The following is a 17039-nucleotide window of genomic DNA, read 5'->3' as shown; positions in this document are numbered from 1 at the left end:
CATACTTACCCATACTTTCGTACTATCTAAACGTATCATTTGCGCAAATGGATCACTAGTGGAGAATTTTTTTCCATAAGAAAAAAGCCAGCAACCTCAATAGATGAGATCACTGACTGTTTCGTGCGCCTTCATTATTTTTTTGCTTCTGCGACTGCATGTTTCACAAAAGCTTCGAGGTCCATTGTTTCTGAATCTTGTTCCCCATATTTTCTTACATTGACCGCGCCATTTTCTGCTTCTTGATCACCGACAACCAGCATGTACGGAATCTTTTGCATTTGCGCTTCTCTAATTTTGTACCCTATTTTTTCATCACGACTGTCTAGTTCTACACGCAGTCCTTCAAGCTGCAAACGTTCTTGCACTTTTTTCGCGTAATCTAGATGGACAGATGGTGAAACCGGGATGACTTGGAATTGTACAGGTGCCAGCCATGTTGGAAGAGCTCCTTTGTATTCTTCAATTAAGAAGGCAACGAAGCGTTCCATTGTGGACACAACTCCTCTATGAATGACAACCGGACGATGATGTTTTCCATCTTCTCCGATATATGTGAGATCGAACCGCTCTGGAAGTAAGAAGTCTAGCTGTACAGTAGACAAAGTCTCTTCTTTTCCAAGGGCTGTCTTTACTTGGACGTCAAGCTTCGGACCATAAAATGCCGCTTCGCCTTCTGCTTCATAGTAGTCATGTCCAAGCTCGTCCATTGCATCTTTCAGCATAGACTGTGCTTTATTCCACATCGCATCATCGTCGAAATACTTCTCAGTATCTTCTGGATCACGGTAAGATAAGCGGAATGTGTAGTCATTCAAGCCAAAGTCTTGATACACTTCTTCAATTAGGCGAACTGTACGAATGAATTCGTCTTTGATTTGATCTGGACGAACAAAGATATGGGCATCGTTTAATGTCATCCCGCGAACACGTTGAAGGCCGGATAAAGCGCCTGACATTTCATAGCGGTGCATTGTTCCAAGCTCTGCAATCCGAATTGGCAGTTCACGATAGCTATGCGGTTCATTTTTATAAATCATCATATGGTGCGGGCAGTTCATTGGACGAAGGACAAGATCTTCGTTGTCCATTTCCATGACCGGGAACATATCTTCTTGATAATGCGCCCAGTGGCCTGATGTTTTATACAATTCCACACTCGCAAGAACGGGTGTATACACATGCTCATAACCAAGGCGTACTTCTTTATCAACAATATAACGCTCAATGACGCGGCGGATTGTTGCCCCTTTTGGCAGCCAGAGCGGAAGACCTTGGCCCACCTTTTGAGAGTTCGCAAACAGTTTCAATTCTTTTCCTAGTTTACGGTGATCGCGCTCTTTTGCTTCTTCAAGTAGACGTAAATGCTCGTTTAATTCTTCTTTGCTGAAGAAAGCTGTTCCATAAATACGCTGAAGCATTTGGTTGTTACTGTCGCCTCTCCAGTAAGCACCTGCAAGGCTTAACAGCTTGAATTCTTTGATTTTCCCTGTAGACGGCAAGTGAATACCTCGGCATAGATCGAAGAATTCACCTTGCTCATAAATTGTGACGGCTTCGCCTTCTGGGATTGCTTCTAACAGCTCTAGCTTCAATTCATCGCCAATTGCTTCAAAGCGTGCTTTCGCTTCTTCTCTTGAAACTTCAATGCGCTCAATCGGCAAATTGCTGTTAATGATTTTTTTCATTTCTTTTTCAATCTTTGGTAAATCTTCAGGTGTAATCGCTACATCGATGTCGACATCATAGTAAAAGCCATTTTCGATGACAGGGCCTACGCCAAACTGGACGTGATGCTCTTTTCCATAAATGCGTTTGATTGCCTGTGCAAGCAAATGCGCTGTGCTGTGTCGCATAATATCGAGCGCTTCTTCACTCTTATCTGTGATGATCTCGATTGTTCCACTTTCTAACAGCGGCGTACGCAGATCTATTTCTTTGCCGTTCAATTTACCGGCAAGCGCTTTTTTCTTTAGGCCTGGGCTAATTGATGCCGCGATGTCTTCTGTTGTAGCTGTTTTGTCAAACTCCTTGACTGCTCCATCTGGAAATGTAAGTTGAATTTGTTCTGACATCTCTAGTCACTCCTTTTTTTGGCAATATAAAAACCCCGCCCCCTGGAAAGGGACGAGGTTGAATAAACGGAATCGTGGTTCCACCCTTTTTCCCGTATTTGCAGCTTGCTTTGTCAAAAACAAATACGGCTTGTGGTTCAATAACGGGAATTCCCGTCAGCTATTACTAAACAGTTCACAGCTGATGTTCAAAGGTGGTAAAGCAAATGTTCCTACGCTAGGAAGCTTTCAGCCACGGCTTCCCTCTCTTTAAGCGGGTGTTCATTTGTTCATGTCCTTATCAATACGGTCTCTGTATGAAGTTACACCGTATTATAAAACGTTTTTTCGTGAAAATCAAGAAAGCTTTTCACTTTTCTTTTCCAAATGACTAGGAACAAATTGAACATGCTGTTCCTGAAACGAATGAGGAGGGAATACCTCAACTCTTTCTTGAAAAATATTTTGAATGGTTTGCACCATCGAGTGACCCGTATCATCTGTAAATAGGTCAATCTTTTGTGGCGCAATGGATACAAGCGGTGCAATCAACTGCGAATCAATATACATTGGATGCTCTCTTACAAACTGTCTGTCTATGTATTGTTTTTGATCACGCTCAGAAGCGTACCGAAATTCCCAAATCATCAGGCGGTCCTGATGTACAACATGTACTTTTTCAAGCTTAGGTTCTCTTGACATCACATAGTCTCGAAGGGATTGAATAAAGTTTTGATATTCTTGTTCCATTTTATATTCTTCGATGGATACTTCAACATAGTTCTTCAGCCTTCTGTCATACGCTGAGAGCCTAAATGTCATAAATGAACCAATGGAAAAAACACCTTTCTGTAAAGAAATCGTCTCAAGCTCTTTTTTTAACAGATCCTCCCTCGGCGGGTCTTGATGAATTCCAGGGATATCATCTAGATCCCCTTTCATGATGCTATGTGCGATTGAAAGAATTTGGTGCTGCTCTTCTGGATCTTTAAATAAGTATGTGTTTTCAAGGATGCTGCGCATGCGTTCATTTTCTTTGCATTCCAAAAAAAAGTGAATCAGTAATGTCCGCACAATGTGCTCTATGGCTTCTCCTGATTTCTTCGCTTCTATGAGAAGCCGGTCTTTCCCTTGTTGAATCGAAATGTGATGCCGACTGTCCAAGTGTTCAGCAAGATGTAAAAAAGCGGCGGTATCATATTCATCTTCAAAGATTATTTCAAGCATGTTTGTCCCCCTAACGACATCTGTTACATATATATGGGGGGAACATAAAAAATAGACGCCTAAAATAAATCAGGCATCTTTCTTTTTAAAATCAGTGGCACTGAGATAAAGATCAAATAAATCAAACAAACAATCGCTAAGGCGGCATAATTTCCGCTTACAAAGCTTGATCCAAGGACATTTAACGCCACAGTACCAGGTATTAACCCTAAAAAAGTCGCTGCCGCAAATGCACGATAATTCGCACGTGAAGCTGCTGCGGCATAACTGACAAAATCAAAGTGAATGGGTGCAATGCGTAATAAGAGGATATAAAGAAATCCATGCTCTTGAATACGGGACGTCACCGCTTTTAGCTTCCGATTGCTTGATTCGTTTTCCTGCTTGTTTGAACGGAAGGTTGAGGCAAGCAGGAAAGATCCTGTTGCACCTGCTGTCGCACCAGCTAAGGCATAAATGGTCCCAAGGACACTGCCGAATGCCAAACCTGCTGCTAGCGAAAAGACGGTGAGAGGGACAAGCACAAATGGACGAAAAAGTGATAAGAAAAGAAAGACAAAGGGAGCCAGCATCCCAAATTGAAGAATCCAATTCTTCACATCTTTCGGCGACAGTTGAAGATGCTGTTTGTTGAGCCACCATAACACAGCAGCTAGAACCCCAATCACGAGGAAAAGCAGCCATTTTCTTTTATTCATTTCATCCGCTCCCCTTCACGTGACCTATCTTTTTATAAATGACGGCGATTTTCCCCTTCAAGCAGAACTGGTTCAGCTAGGTAGAGAATACGTTCCATTAATCGAGCTGCCTTCACCTCTTCTTTTTCCCCGCGCTGTGAGTACGTAAAGTGATGCTTTAACTCATTCGGTGAGAAATTAGAAGAGAAAAAAGTCGGCAGCTGCTCTGCCATGCGGTATTGCAAGATTGTTCCTAAAAGTTCATCTCGTACCCAGCTTGTCATCGACTCTGCTCCAATATCATCAAGCATTAAAATTGGTGTTGATTTGACCATATTCAGCTTCTCTTCGAGTGTATGATCGGCTAATGAATTTTTTAATTCTCTCACAAATTCAGGCACGTATACAAGGAGAGATGGATACTCTTTTACCGCTAGCTGCTGCGCAATTGCTGCCAGAATAAATGTTTTTCCGACCCCAAACTTTCCATGTAAATAGAGGCCTTTGCCCTTACCTGTTTCATCATAACTTTGCAGGAATTGACCTACTTTTTGAATGACTTCTTGTCTTCCAACCACATTTAAATCAGCAAACGTCGCTTGAAGAACATTCTGCGGAATGTACATGCTTTTCATGAGTTCTTGCTGTTTTTTCTGTCTATCAAGCCGCAGTTTGACAGGACAAGGGGAATATTCAATATCAATGCTCTGACCTTTGATCACAAGCTTCGGGTGATACCCGTCTAAAATGACATTTACATTCTCTTCCTCTAAGCAGTAAGAACAGCCCTTTGATTGTTGTACATATTCAAAGAGCCTGTTCAAGCTGCGATTGATCATGTCTTCTTGGATGTCCTCTTGATGCTCCTTTAAGAAAGCTTTTACATCTTCATCAGCTAGGACACTTTCTTTAATCTGATTGTATCTCACGCGAAAATCTACCCGCCCTTTTAGCTGATCAAATGAACGACCGATCGGTTTCATCTCCATCTCACCTCACATTAATGTGCATTGTACTTTTTCATATTATTAAACTGATCTAACAATTTTTCTTTTTCTCGTTCGAGGTCCTCTGTAGACAAGTTATCTGTCTGTTCTTTTGGCTGTTCTTTCGTTTCAGCTTCTTTCATCCAGTCAGGCAGCTTCTCCTCGCGGATCACTTTTCCTGATCCATATGATTGACGCTTATTTTTTTGCTGCGCCCATTCTGTCATTTGCCTATTCTCTTCTTTGGCAATTTTCATAGCAGCTGCCACGGTTTTAATTTTCTTTCGCACCCAGTGGGCGGCAATTTTCTGCATATATGTTTTGGACAGCTTCATATCCGTTTTTAGCAGTGTATAGTAGATCAAGACATTCATGACCCCAGGCTCTAGCTGCTGCTCAAGCATAATATCTTCAACAATTCTTAAGTCTGCATACGTCGGCTCAATGCCATCTGCCATATCTTTTAGAAGCTCTCTAGGCGAAATATGATCAAGCTTTTCAATCAATTTCGCATCAGGCGCATCTGCACCTGAATTCTGCGTGACATTGTGACGTAAATGCCTTGGCTGTTTTTGATCAATCAGCTTCGGCTGTTCACCTCTGTATTCAATTTGATACCAGTCTCTCGCTGCTTTTCGCAGATCCTCAGTTGATATCATCTGATCTGAACCACAGGCACCTGCGACAATATTTTGCATTTGCAGTGGGGTGATGCCATAGACGACCGCTAACTTCTTAATTGTCTCTTTCACTTGCTTTGTCAAAGCCTTTCTCGGAATCATCATATCCGACATGCCTGCTAACAATAGATCAAAATCAAAAGATTCATCTGAAAGCGGTGCAGGCTGACTTGAGCCAACTGTCACATATTCGTAGCCCTCGTCAAGCGATGACGCCTGATTGATTTCCTCTGTCATCTTGCGCTCTCCTGGCTGCAAGACGTGAAACACTTCTTCAAACGATCGGGAGATGTTCTTTGCATCAGCAGGAACTCCTGGATAAGAAAAATAATCACGAAGCTGCATATATTTTGCTTTCTCTACCCGATGATACAAAAGGACATTCAGCATACCGTCTTGGAAAAATTCATCCGGTCTCAGCGGCGGCACGAGCTCATATGTAAACAGTCTGCCTTCTTCCGTTTCCTGTTCATATGTGCGGAGTAATCCGATCGCTTCAAGCTTTAAGCGCTCCTCAAAAATATCATTTAAATTCGTTTGCAGCATCACCATCAGCTGACGGTGAGGTGCGGGTTTCCCCCACATTCGATTTTGTTCCAGCTCTCCCCACAGCGTCATGTATAAACTGAAAGCGGACATGCCAATAAGCGGCTGATATAAAAGAGTAATAAGCTGTCTATCGATGTCACCGAGCAATGAAGCGCTTTTGACGACATACGGATCGACGGCTAGCACTTCCTTCCAATGCTCTGTCATATGCTGATCCTCCCTTAATACGGTTGTCTTCATTGTACACTCTTTTTGCGTTTTACGCTTTACGCAGGAAAAAGAGCATGAAGAATCTTCAGCTCTTTTTTAGCGTTCTTTCTTTAATAAATCTTTTAATTCATCAATAAATACATTGATATCTTTAAATTGACGGTATACCGACGCAAACCTGACGTAAGACACTTCATCAATTTTCGCCAGCTCGTCCATCACCATTTCCCCTACAAGCTCGCTTTTCACCTCTGACATGCCTTGGTTACGCAATTCCTTCTCGATGTTAAAGCAGACATCCTCGAGCTGTTTTAAAGCGACAGGACGTTTTTCACACGCTTTGATGAGGCCTCTCAGCATCTTTTCCCGGCTGAATTCTTCTCGAATTCCTTCTTTTTTCACCACAATCAATGGCAATTCTTCTAATTTTTCAAACGTCGTGAAGCGATATTGACAGCTTTCACACTCTCTTCTGCGACGGATGGACTTCCCTTCATCTACTGGTCTTGAATCAAGCACCCTTGTGCCAAGGTGCTGACATGTGGGACATTTCATTTCATCAGCTCCGATCTCTTCTTGGAAGTTGTTTGTCTAGTTCTTTATAGAGGGACAAAACAGCCTTTTGACTGTAGCCAAAGTCTGTTGGCAGCGCTGTTTCTGTTGTCACATTAAAATCGACAGCTGTTTCAAAAGGACGAATTGAAATGACAGTCGCCACGAGAAAAGCTTTTTTCGGCGTTCGTATGTTTGCGCTGATTTCACCTCGTTCTGCTGAAACAGATGTCACTTGATAGGAATCGTTTCTTGAAAGAACGGCTTCTACCGCTTGGAAAACTTGAGTTTGTGTCGATTTGTAGTAATGGCTTTTCAGCTCTGACACTGGATGATGGTCAGATGTTTCTGTATGATTTGAAATGAATCGTTTGAGCTTTTGTCCTAAAGTCATACACGTATCCCCTTTGTCATAAACCCTCTTCTTTATTTTATAAAAAAAACCTTTGTTTTCCTAGAACAAAAGTATAGACAGGTTGGATCATGCTGGATGTCGTGTATGGAACAAATATAAAAAGGAGCATAACACAAAGGCATTTAATGCTTTTGGCCAGCTCCCATTGCAATCTTTTTTATGTTTACAGTGCTTTGGCTTGCGCCTGTTTCACTTGTACAGGTCCCATGCCTCGAGGAATTTCGATGTTTTCTCTTGTTTCAGCACCTAGTTCATCTCCGATATGATCTGCTGCAATATTCGGATCTAGATCGCCGCAAGTATAAACATCTATGCTCGCATAACCATGTTCAGGAAAGCTGTGAATTGTCAGATGAGATTCAGAAATAATGACAACTCCACTTACTCCTTGAGGTGCAAATTTGTGAAAAGCAACCTCTCTTACTTCAGCTCCTGATTTCAAAGCTGCATTTACAAACGTTTTTTCAATAAAATCCATGTCGTTCAGTTTATCACAGTCGCATCCCCATAACTCGGAGATAACGTGACGTCCGATTGTTTCCATCATGGACCCCCCTTAAACAAGAATGAAAGAGTGAAGTTCTAAGCAGCCGGACCGGACATATACCACGGGGGAAAGTTAGTCCAAAGAGGTCCTAACCCTTTAAGTATACCCGAATGAGTCTGCGAACAAGAAGTTCACGAAAAATAGTATACTTTGTTTAGACCCATTTTGCAAGCTGTGTTTTTAGTGGGATTTTCTCTCATTTCTTGAAAAGGGACGTTCAGTCTTCTTCATTTCAAACAGCTGAAAGCTCTTTCATCTGTGAACCAACAAACTTTACAAGATCAACCACTCTGCAAGAATAGCCCCATTCATTGTCATACCATGCAAGAACTTTTACTTTTCTGCCTTCCATCACCATCGTTGTAAGTCCATCAACGACAGCAGAATAAGGGTTTGTGTTAAAGTCTGTGGAGACAAGTGGTTCATCGGTGTAATCTAATATGCCAGCAAGAGATGTTTTTGAAGCCGTTGCAAAGGCAGCATTTACCTCTTCTGCTGTGACATCTTTTTTCAAGTCGACCACAAGATCAACCATCGACACATTTGAAACCGGTACGCGAAGTGCAAGTCCATGTAATTTCCCTTTCATGTGCGGCAGCACTAAAGAAAGCGCTTTAGCGGCACCCGTCGTCGTTGGAATGATGGACTGGGCACATGCTCTTGCCCGGCGCAAATCCTTGTGGGGGTTGTCGATATTTTTTTGATCATTTGTATAAGCATGAACCGTTGTCATTAAGCCGTTGTCGATGCCAAATTCATCATCTAACAGCTTGACAACTGGTGCTAAGCAGTTTGTTGTACAAGATGCGTTTGAAATAACTACGTGCTTTTCAGGATCAAGATCATCCTCATTGACACCCATCACAATTGTAACGTCTTCATTTTTACCTGGAGCTGTAAGTACGACCTTTTTCGCTCCAGCATCTATATGGCCCATCGCTTGATCTTTTGAATTAAATTTCCCTGTTGCTTCGATCACGATATCAATCCCAAGCTCTCCCCATGGAAGCTGCTTTGGGTCTCTATTATTGAGCAAAAGCACTCTTTTGCCATTGACAATCAACGCGTCATCTTCTGCTGTCACATCGCATTCGTAACGTCCATGATTTGTGTCATATTTAATTAAATGTGCTAGCGTTTCGGCAGGATAGCTTGCGTTCACCGCTACAATTTGAATTTGATCATCAAGCATTGCTTTTCTGAAGACCATGCGTCCAATTCTGCCAAACCCATTGATCGCTGCTTTTACCTTCATGAACAGGTCACTCCTCTATTATGTGTTATACTCAATAAATTTATTTATGAAATTAGTATATCACATTAGAATGTAATTGCCAGTATATAAACGTATATTTTCAAAAAAGGGCTGTTCTTTGCAATGAAATTGACGAAAAAAGCATAAAAAAAGAAGAGTACTGTATGTACTCTTACTTATCTGTATGTTCCCATTCGTTTAATATGTTCTCTAATTGCTTTCTAATAAAAGCGAGATCTTTTGTGTTTTCTATCACACGGTCTGCTTTTTGGCATTTCTCCTCAAGAGGCTGCTGGGAGTGAATGCGCTTCAGCGCTTCTTCCTCACTCAGGTCGTTTCGATTCATGAGCCGCGACAGCTGCAAATCAGGCGTCGTGTACACAACGATGATACGGTCGACTAGCCCTTCCAGCTTGCTCTCAAATAGGAGCGGAATATCAAGCACAACAAAAGTTTCTTGGTTGCTGACCCCTTCATCACGCTGCTTGAGCATTTCCTTTCTGACTTCAGGATGAACGATGGCATTGAGCTTTTTTCTTTTCTCTTCATCAGAAAAAATGATCGCTCCAAGCTGCTGCCGGTTCAGTTCACCATTTGGCAGAAGAACCTCTTCACCAAAAGTTTGAACGATTTGATGAAGGGCAGGCGCTCCTTTAGAAACCGCTTCTTTTGCAATGATATCTGCATCCACCACCCGAATGCCTTTCTCTTTTATCATCTGCGAGACTGTGCTTTTTCCGCTAGCAATCCCGCCTGTTAATCCAATGACGAGCGTCAATTCGTTTCCTCCTTTACAGCTTCCACACCCCAATTAAAATGAGCAACAGCCCTGGTAAGCATGCGAGTTTATCGATCCAGCGCCAATTGGCCAAATAATGACCTGCACGCAGTCCGATGCATACAAAAAGAGAACTCATCACAGCGACCGTGATGCTCATGACAATTGGAGAAAAACCAAGAATCGCTGCACCAATTCCTGCACCAAATGCATCGATGGATAAAGCAATTCCAAGAAGCACCGCTTCCATTCCATTAATGGTGCCAGAGCGGTCAATATCTGCACTTGTAGGCTTTCGCAAAATATGAATGACAAGCCCAAGAGACTGCACTTCTACATTGAGAAGTGTTTTTTCATGAAGGAGCAAATCACGCTCTTTCGCTGGTTTATAAAATTGATACAGAACCCAAAGTCCGATAGCAATTAAAATGCCTCCACCCAGTTTATCTGTCACTGAGACAGGGAGGAATGTCGTGAGCAGGCTGCCAATCAGCATGGAAATGAGCAACACAATTCCTGAACAGCAAGCAATAATAACGATGGCTTTAAATGGAATCCTCATCTTGCGAAGACCATACGTAAAACCTACAGAAAAGCTGTCAATGCTGACGGCAATAGCTAAAAACAGAAGCGAAAACGAAATCATACCTGTACTCTTCCTTTCTGTTCATGCAACGATGATCAAGAGTCTCTAGGCGTCCTTAGACTCTTCTTCACTATATGAAGAGCAGGTGGGCTGTGTGTCAGTCTACACCTTGCTGAAAAAAGAATGTTTTTTATCGTATGCATGGCAAAAAGGAAGCATGCTGACGGCTTACTTTTATGAAGGGCGTTTTTGGCAGGTCACACAAAAATGTGTGCCGCGCCCTCCAACCACTGTTTTTTCTATGATACTTCCGCACGTCTGGCAAGGTTCTCCCCGCCGGTCATATACAAGAAGCTGTAATTGAAAAGTCCCAATATCACCTTGTGAATTGATGTAGGAACGAATGGTGCTACCTCCTGCATCAACAGCCACTTGAAGCGTATCAATAATATGTTTGTGGAGCACCTTGCAAGATGCAAGACTTAGCTGATTCGCTTTTGTTTCTGGATGAATGCCTGATTTAAACAGCACTTCATCTACATAAATATTACCAAGGCCAACCACAATCTTTTGATCAAGTAAAGCCGTTTTGATCACGCGGGAGGTTTTCTTTAATTGCTCCCATAAATATTCTGGTGTAAATGAGTCTGAAAAAGGTTCATACCCCAGCTGTGATAGCGGAAGTTCTTTTTCTTCTTCGCCTGGCTGAAATAGATGCATCGTCCCAAATTTACGGACATCATGGTACCGAAGTTCGGTACCATCTGTGAACGTAAAGACGACGTGTACATGTTTATCATAAGGCTCACCAGTTTCATGTACACGGTATTTCCCTTCCATTCTTAAATGGGAGACCATCACATAGTGGTCTAAATGAAAGAGTAGAAACTTCCCTCTTCTTTCAATGGTTTGAATGGTTTCTCCTACCATCCTTCTAGCGAACTCTTCCGGTTCCCCAGGACGTTTGATGATATTTGGCCATTTGATATCGACCGTTTCAATCGTTTTTCCTTTGACTAACCGCTGAAGAGTGCGCCGGACGGTCTCAACCTCTGGTAATTCCGGCATGCTCCTCGCTCCTTTTTCTCTCTCTTTATTTTGCGTCGTACCAAGATGGACCTGAAGCGAAATCGACTTTTAGCGGCACATCGAGCTGAAGTGCATTTTCCATGACTTCAGGGACGATTTTTTCTAATATGGCGATTTCTTCTTTTGGCGCTTCAAAGATCAATTCATCGTGCACTTGCAATAACAGATTTGTCTGCAGGTTCTCTTCTTTTAACTTTCGTGCCATATCAATCATCGCTTTTTTGATGATATCGGCGGCACTGCCTTGGATCGGTGTGTTCATTGCCGTTCTTTCCGCAAAGCTTTTCACATTAAAATTGCGACTTGTAATATCTGGAATATATCGTCTACGTTTAAGAAGCGTGGTCACATACCCTTTTTGTTTTGCTTCCTGCACGATGTCCTCCATATAGGTTTTCACGCCTTTAAAGCTTGTTAAATAACGTTCAATGAAGGCCGCTGCTTCTTTTCTTGTGATCCCAAGGTTTTGAGACAGTCCATAATCACTAATTCCATACACGATTCCGAAGTTGACAGCTTTGGCCTGTCTTCTCATAGAGGAAGTCACTTCTTCTTCTGAGACATGGAACACATCCATTGCTGTTTTCGTGTGAATATCCATATCTTGCGTAAAGGCTTCAATCAAGTTCTCATCTTGAGAAATGTGCGCGAGTACACGCAGCTCAATTTGAGAATAATCAGCCGCAAACATGAGCCAGCCTTCTTTTGACGGGACGAACGCTTGACGAATCTTTCGGCCTTCTTCTAAACGAATCGGGATGTTTTGAAGGTTTGGATCTGTTGAGCTTAGTCTTCCTGTTTGTGTAAGTGCCTGATTAAATCTTGTGTGCACTTTATGCGTATCTTTGCGCGTCACTTTCATTAAGCCTTCCACATAAGTGGATTGCAGCTTTCCTATTTGACGGTAATGCAGAATGGACCGAATAATTTCGTGCTTGTCTTCAAGCTTTTCAAGGACATCCGCAGACGTAGAGTAGCCTGTTTTGGTCTTTTTGATAACCGGCAGTCCTAATTTTTCAAATAAAATCACACCAAGTTGCTTCGGTGAATTGATGTTAAATGTTTCTCCTGCTAACCGATGAATGGTTTCTTCATATTCCTTCAGCTTCTTCGTGAGTTCTTCACCCATTTTCTGAAGACGTTCAACATCCACTTTTACCCCAAGAGATTCCATTTCACCTAAGATGAGGGCAAGTGGCAGCTCTAAATCTTCATACAGCTCATGCTGATCATTTTTTTCTAACGCTTCAAGGGTCAAATCATGCAGCGCAGAGATCGCTGCTGCTTTTCTTCCAAGATGGTCTTTTAGCTCTTCTTCAGGTGGAATCGCCTGTTTCGCTCCTTTTCCGTAAACTTTTTCATCGGAAAGGGCAATGTTCAGGCCATATTCCTTCGCCACACTTGCAACGTCCTCATAAGATTTCTGCGGATTGACCACATAGGAAGCGAGCAGGACATCGTTATCGACACCTTTAAGATCAACATCATGCCATCTGAGCGCAACAACCGCTCTTTTGGAATCAAAGACCCATTTCTTCTTCGTTTCATCCTGTACCCATTGTTTAAACGCTTCAGATTGCAGAGCATCTTCTTTTGTCATAAAAAATGCACCATTCTCATTATGGATCGCAAACCCTATCAAATCGGCTTCGTGATAATTGTCTCCTAGCTGTTCTACCACAAGTGCAGCGTGATCTGTCAGCATGTCCTCCGTGACATCTGTCATTTTCTTCACGTCTAGTTCGTCTATTTCTACTGGTTCATCTGATTCTGGCGCTTCTCCTAAACGCTCTAGCAGTGTTTGAAAGCCCAGTTCTTTATAAAGCGAGATGACCTGCTCCATGTGAGGACCTTCATAGGCGAGCTCTTTGCTTGATACATCTATTGGTGCTTCTACGAGAATCGTCGCCAGCTTTTTACTCATCACCGCTTGTTCTTTATATTCTTCAAGCTTTTCTTTTAGCTTTTTCCCGCTGACTTCGTCAATATGATCAAGCAGATTTTCAACCGTTTCAAACTGCTTTAGTAATTTGATCGCTGTTTTTTCACCGACACCAGGCACGCCCGGGATATTGTCTGATGAGTCTCCCATCAGCCCTTTCATGTCGATGATTTGATCTGGTCTGAGGCCGTATTTCTCTTTAATATGGGCCGGTGTGTAATATTCTACTTCTGTGATCCCTTTTTTCGTAATGGCTACTGTTGTATGGTCTTTTGAAAGCTGCGTTAAGTCTTTATCTCCTGAGAAGATTTTGACCTCAAAGCCGTCCTTTTCTGCCTCTACAGCCAGTGTGCCGATAATGTCATCCGCCTCGTATTGCGGAAGCTCGTACCTTTTCACTTGATAAGCATCTAATAGCTCACGGATGAACGGCATTTGTTCTGATAGTTCTGGCGGAGTTTTTTGTCTTCCGCCTTTATATTCCTTAAAGGTCTCGTGACGGAAGGTGGTTTTACCCGCATCAAATGCTACGAGCATATGAGTCGGCTTCTCGTCTTCCAGCATCTTCATTAAGATCATCGCAAAGCCATAAATGGCATTTGTATGTACGCCTTTATCATTTGATAATAGCGGTAAAGCAAAAAAAGCTCGATAAGCGAGACTGTTTCCATCCACAAGTACTAATTTCTTTTGATCTGTCATCTTTTAATCCTCCATCGACTGAGCCGGCTCAGCCGTCTCTTTCGCACATTGTATGTTCATTTTATCAAAGTTTATTTTGAAAAGAAAATAGACGAGCCTGCATAAAAAAGGGACGAAAACAACAAGTGTTTTCGTCCTTCCAAAATTGGCTCCTTGGATGAAGGGGTTCCTATTCATCCTACCAATGATTGATTAACAAAACATGAATTCATTGTAAAGATCATGTAAATTTTAACGCCACTTTCCATTCTTCTCTATTTTGACTTTAAACTCACGGTAAACGTCGTCCCTTTGCCTTGTTTGCTATGAACAGAAATCGTTCCTTCATGTGCTTCGACAAGGTGTTTGACAATGGCAAGACCAAGCCCTGTACCGCCTGAGTTTCTACTTCGATCTTTATCAATTCGATAAAATCTCTCGAATATTCTTGGAATCTCACTCTTTTTCATACCGATCCCTGTATCTGCTACATCAAATTCATAGCTATCTTTCCTCTGTCTTGCTGTGATCGTGACACTTCCTCCCTCTGGTGTATAGGTGAGAGCATTATTGATCAGATTGAGGAAAATTTGTTTTAATCTCAGCGGATCTGCCATGACATAGACCGGCTCTTTCGGGACACGCACTTGTAGGTCAATGCCTTTTTCAGCAGCCTTTTGTTTTAGCAGCACTTCAATCTCTTGAATGATTTCTGTCGCATTGGCTTCTTGAATATTCAGCTTAAAATGCTGTTGTTCAATTTTCGAGAGATCAAGTAAGTCTTGGATGAGTGTTTCTAAACGAATACTCTCTTTTAGGATGATGGACAAAAATTGTGTGAGCGCTTCTTTATCGTCAATAGCACCATCCAGAAGTGTTTCAGAAAAGCCTTTGATGGACGTGATCGGTGTCTTTAATTCATGTGACACGTTAGCGACAAAGTCTTTTCGCATCTGTTCTAGCTGCTTTGTTTCTGTCACATCATGAAAGACAAGAACAATTCCTTTCCATTCATCGTCCGTACTTAAGATCGGAACACCATCGACTTGGAAATAACGCCGCTCGATGTCAACAGCGAGACGTAAGAACTTTCGGACCTTGGTTTCTGTCATGAAAATTTCGTCTATTAATTCAATAATCTCTTCATGGGTAAAGGCTTCATGATACAGCTTGTGCATGTAAATGTGTTTTTGCACTTTGAATTGCTTGCGGAATGTTCGATTGACTAAGTGGATATAGCCCATTTTATCAATCAAAATAATCCCCGCTCCAATGTTTTCAATGACTGTTTGCAGACGATCTCGCTGCATTTCGCCAGCGCTTGTCATGTCTTGAAGACTTTCTGCCAGACGCTTCATTGATGTATTGAGTTCACTTGTTTCAATGATCAGCTCTTCATAGTTATTTGTATCATAGTTCCCTCGTTCAAGCTGTTTGGCCACCTTTGTGGCATAATCAATCGGCTTTACATACTTCATCGACATGCGATAGCCAAAAAAGACGATGATAATGATGGCTGAACCAAGACAAAAGGCTAATGCAAGCCAGAGCTGACCATCAATCTCATTCAAAGGCTGGAATGAAGCATGAAGAAATAAATATCCCGCCGGTTCGTTTTGTTTCATCATTGGAACTGCATAATGAAACAGCGCATCCTTCTCATCCTCAATGAACGTTCCTTTTGTTTGGAGCTGCTCACTTTTCAGTGTGTTTAAAATGACAGCCCTTTGTTCTGCTTGACCCGTTGTATGTATGATATTCCCCTTCACGTCCACAATCGACGCATTCATATCGAGATGCTGCTTTGCTTGATTGAGAATCTTCTTGTTTTGCTCCGCGTTCAAATCTTCAACATTCATTGAAGAAAGGAGAAAACTCGATTCCTTTTCCATTCGTTCGGTTAATTTTGTTTCATAGAAAATATGAAACATATGATCCAAGAAAAGACCAAGCGCAACAAACACAATAAACAGGAGAAAAATGAGCCCAGAAAAAAGGCGGGTTCTCACTTTACTCATTTGGCTTTGGCTCCTCCAATTTGTAGCCTAAGCCTCGAATGGTTTTAATATATGTTGGTTTTTTCGTGTTCTTTTCAATTTTGTCCCGCAAGTGGCTGATATGCACATCCACAATACGAGTATCACCTGCAAAGTCATAATTCCAAACCGCACTTAACAATAGATCACGCGTAAGGACACGGCCTTTATGCTTAGCCAAATAAAGAAGCAGTTCAAACTCCTTTGGCGTGAGCTCTAGACGTTCTTCTTGGAAATAGACTTCGTAATGTTCAGGTAAAATGCGCAGGTCTCCAATTTTGATTTGGTCTGCAATGATCTCTTCCTTCTCTTCTTGCACGGGAGCCGGCTGAGATTGCTGTGCTCTTCTCAAAATGGCTTTTACCCGAGCACCCACTTCTCTAGGACTGAAAGGTTTTGTCATGTAATCATCGGCTCCAAGTTCAAGACCGAGCACCTTATCAAATTCATCGTCCTTTGCTGTCAGCATTAAAATAGGGAACATCATTTTTTGAATTCTCAGTTGTTTGCACACTTCAATGCCGTCCATTTTCGGAAGCATTAAATCAAGCACAATCAGATCAGGCTGTTCACTTGCTGCTTTTTCAAGCGCTTCTTCTCCGTCTTTTGCTGTGACGACATCGTAGCCCGCCCTTTCAAGGTTATAGCTTAGAAGTGTTACAATTGATTCTTCATCATCCACAACTAATATTTTTTTATTCATGTTGTGCCTCCAATTAGTGATTTCCCCTGCATCCGGTTTTTTGTATCTTATGTGAAAAGCGAGAAGTCATGC

Annotated in this window: 15 protein-coding genes and 1 other annotated feature; all 15 genes read right to left on the bottom strand. The window is 42.1% G+C overall.

Going from position 1 to position 17039, the window contains the following annotated elements:
• Positions 1-134: 134 nt before the first annotated feature.
• The 15 genes from thrS to KFQ09_RS15605 all read right to left on the bottom strand — a co-directional run bounded on the left by thrS (position 135) and on the right by KFQ09_RS15605 (position 16967).
• A complete protein-coding gene (thrS, locus tag KFQ09_RS15675) occupies positions 135-2075 on the bottom strand; it encodes a threonine--tRNA ligase (RefSeq protein ID WP_007501674.1) in 1941 nt (646 codons plus the stop codon).
• A gap of 45 nt (positions 2076-2120) precedes the next feature.
• Positions 2121-2368, bottom strand: a binding site (T-box leader).
• Positions 2369-2411: 43 nt separating this feature from the next.
• Entirely contained in the window at positions 2412-3281 is an 870-nt protein-coding gene (ytxC, locus tag KFQ09_RS15670) for a putative sporulation protein YtxC (RefSeq protein ID WP_008346029.1), read from the bottom strand.
• Between the two features lie 59 nt (positions 3282-3340).
• The gene (locus KFQ09_RS15665; RefSeq protein WP_035391160.1) at positions 3341-3979 is read right to left on the bottom strand and encodes a TVP38/TMEM64 family protein; all 639 of its coding nucleotides are present in this window, start codon (positions 3977-3979) and stop codon (positions 3341-3343) included.
• A 32-nt stretch (positions 3980-4011) separates the two neighbouring features.
• On the bottom strand, positions 4012-4941 hold the full coding sequence (gene dnaI / locus KFQ09_RS15660) for a primosomal protein DnaI (RefSeq protein WP_008346034.1): 930 nt from the start codon (positions 4939-4941) through the stop codon (positions 4012-4014).
• A 17-nt stretch (positions 4942-4958) separates the two neighbouring features.
• The gene (locus KFQ09_RS15655; RefSeq protein WP_017367826.1) at positions 4959-6380 is read right to left on the bottom strand and encodes a replicative helicase loading/DNA remodeling protein DnaB; all 1422 of its coding nucleotides are present in this window, start codon (positions 6378-6380) and stop codon (positions 4959-4961) included.
• A gap of 99 nt (positions 6381-6479) precedes the next feature.
• A complete protein-coding gene (gene nrdR / locus KFQ09_RS15650) occupies positions 6480-6938 on the bottom strand; it encodes a transcriptional regulator NrdR (RefSeq protein ID WP_003216720.1) in 459 nt (152 codons plus the stop codon).
• 4 nt (positions 6939-6942) lie between these two features.
• A complete protein-coding gene (locus KFQ09_RS15645; protein ID WP_017358264.1) occupies positions 6943-7329 on the bottom strand; it encodes a hypothetical protein in 387 nt (128 codons plus the stop codon).
• Positions 7330-7513: 184 nt separating this feature from the next.
• Complete coding sequence (gene speD, locus KFQ09_RS15640; protein WP_003216492.1) at positions 7514-7894, bottom strand: adenosylmethionine decarboxylase; 381 nt, start codon at positions 7892-7894, stop codon at positions 7514-7516.
• Between the two features lie 235 nt (positions 7895-8129).
• Positions 8130-9152: a glyceraldehyde-3-phosphate dehydrogenase gene (locus tag KFQ09_RS15635; protein ID WP_008346043.1), complete on the bottom strand. Its 1023-nt coding sequence runs from the start codon at positions 9150-9152 to the stop codon at positions 8130-8132.
• 172 nt (positions 9153-9324) lie between these two features.
• Positions 9325-9930 carry a dephospho-CoA kinase gene (gene coaE / locus KFQ09_RS15630; protein ID WP_017367828.1) on the bottom strand — a complete coding sequence of 202 codons (606 nt, stop codon included), beginning with the start codon at positions 9928-9930 and terminating at the stop codon, positions 9325-9327.
• Between the two features lie 13 nt (positions 9931-9943).
• Complete coding sequence (gene ytaF / locus KFQ09_RS15625; protein ID WP_007501684.1) at positions 9944-10576, bottom strand: sporulation membrane protein YtaF; 633 nt, start codon at positions 10574-10576, stop codon at positions 9944-9946.
• 174 nt (positions 10577-10750) lie between these two features.
• The gene (gene mutM / locus KFQ09_RS15620; protein ID WP_035701969.1) at positions 10751-11584 is read right to left on the bottom strand and encodes a DNA-formamidopyrimidine glycosylase; all 834 of its coding nucleotides are present in this window, start codon (positions 11582-11584) and stop codon (positions 10751-10753) included.
• A 25-nt stretch (positions 11585-11609) separates the two neighbouring features.
• Positions 11610-14249 carry a DNA polymerase I gene (gene polA, locus KFQ09_RS15615; protein ID WP_255835812.1) on the bottom strand — a complete coding sequence of 880 codons (2640 nt, stop codon included), beginning with the start codon at positions 14247-14249 and terminating at the stop codon, positions 11610-11612.
• 254 nt (positions 14250-14503) lie between these two features.
• Complete coding sequence (gene pnpS, locus KFQ09_RS15610; RefSeq protein WP_017358268.1) at positions 14504-16246, bottom strand: two-component system histidine kinase PnpS; 1743 nt, start codon at positions 16244-16246, stop codon at positions 14504-14506.
• Complete coding sequence (locus tag KFQ09_RS15605; protein WP_017358269.1) at positions 16239-16967, bottom strand: response regulator transcription factor; 729 nt, start codon at positions 16965-16967, stop codon at positions 16239-16241. The genes pnpS and KFQ09_RS15605 overlap by 8 nt, the downstream gene beginning before the upstream one ends.
• Positions 16968-17039 lie beyond the last annotated feature (72 nt).

This window comes from Bacillus sp. FS02 (genome assembly GCF_024398395.1).
GTDB lineage: Bacteria > Bacillota > Bacilli > Bacillales > Bacillaceae > Bacillus > Bacillus altitudinis.
This window is presented reverse-complemented; position numbering and strand designations above follow the sequence as displayed.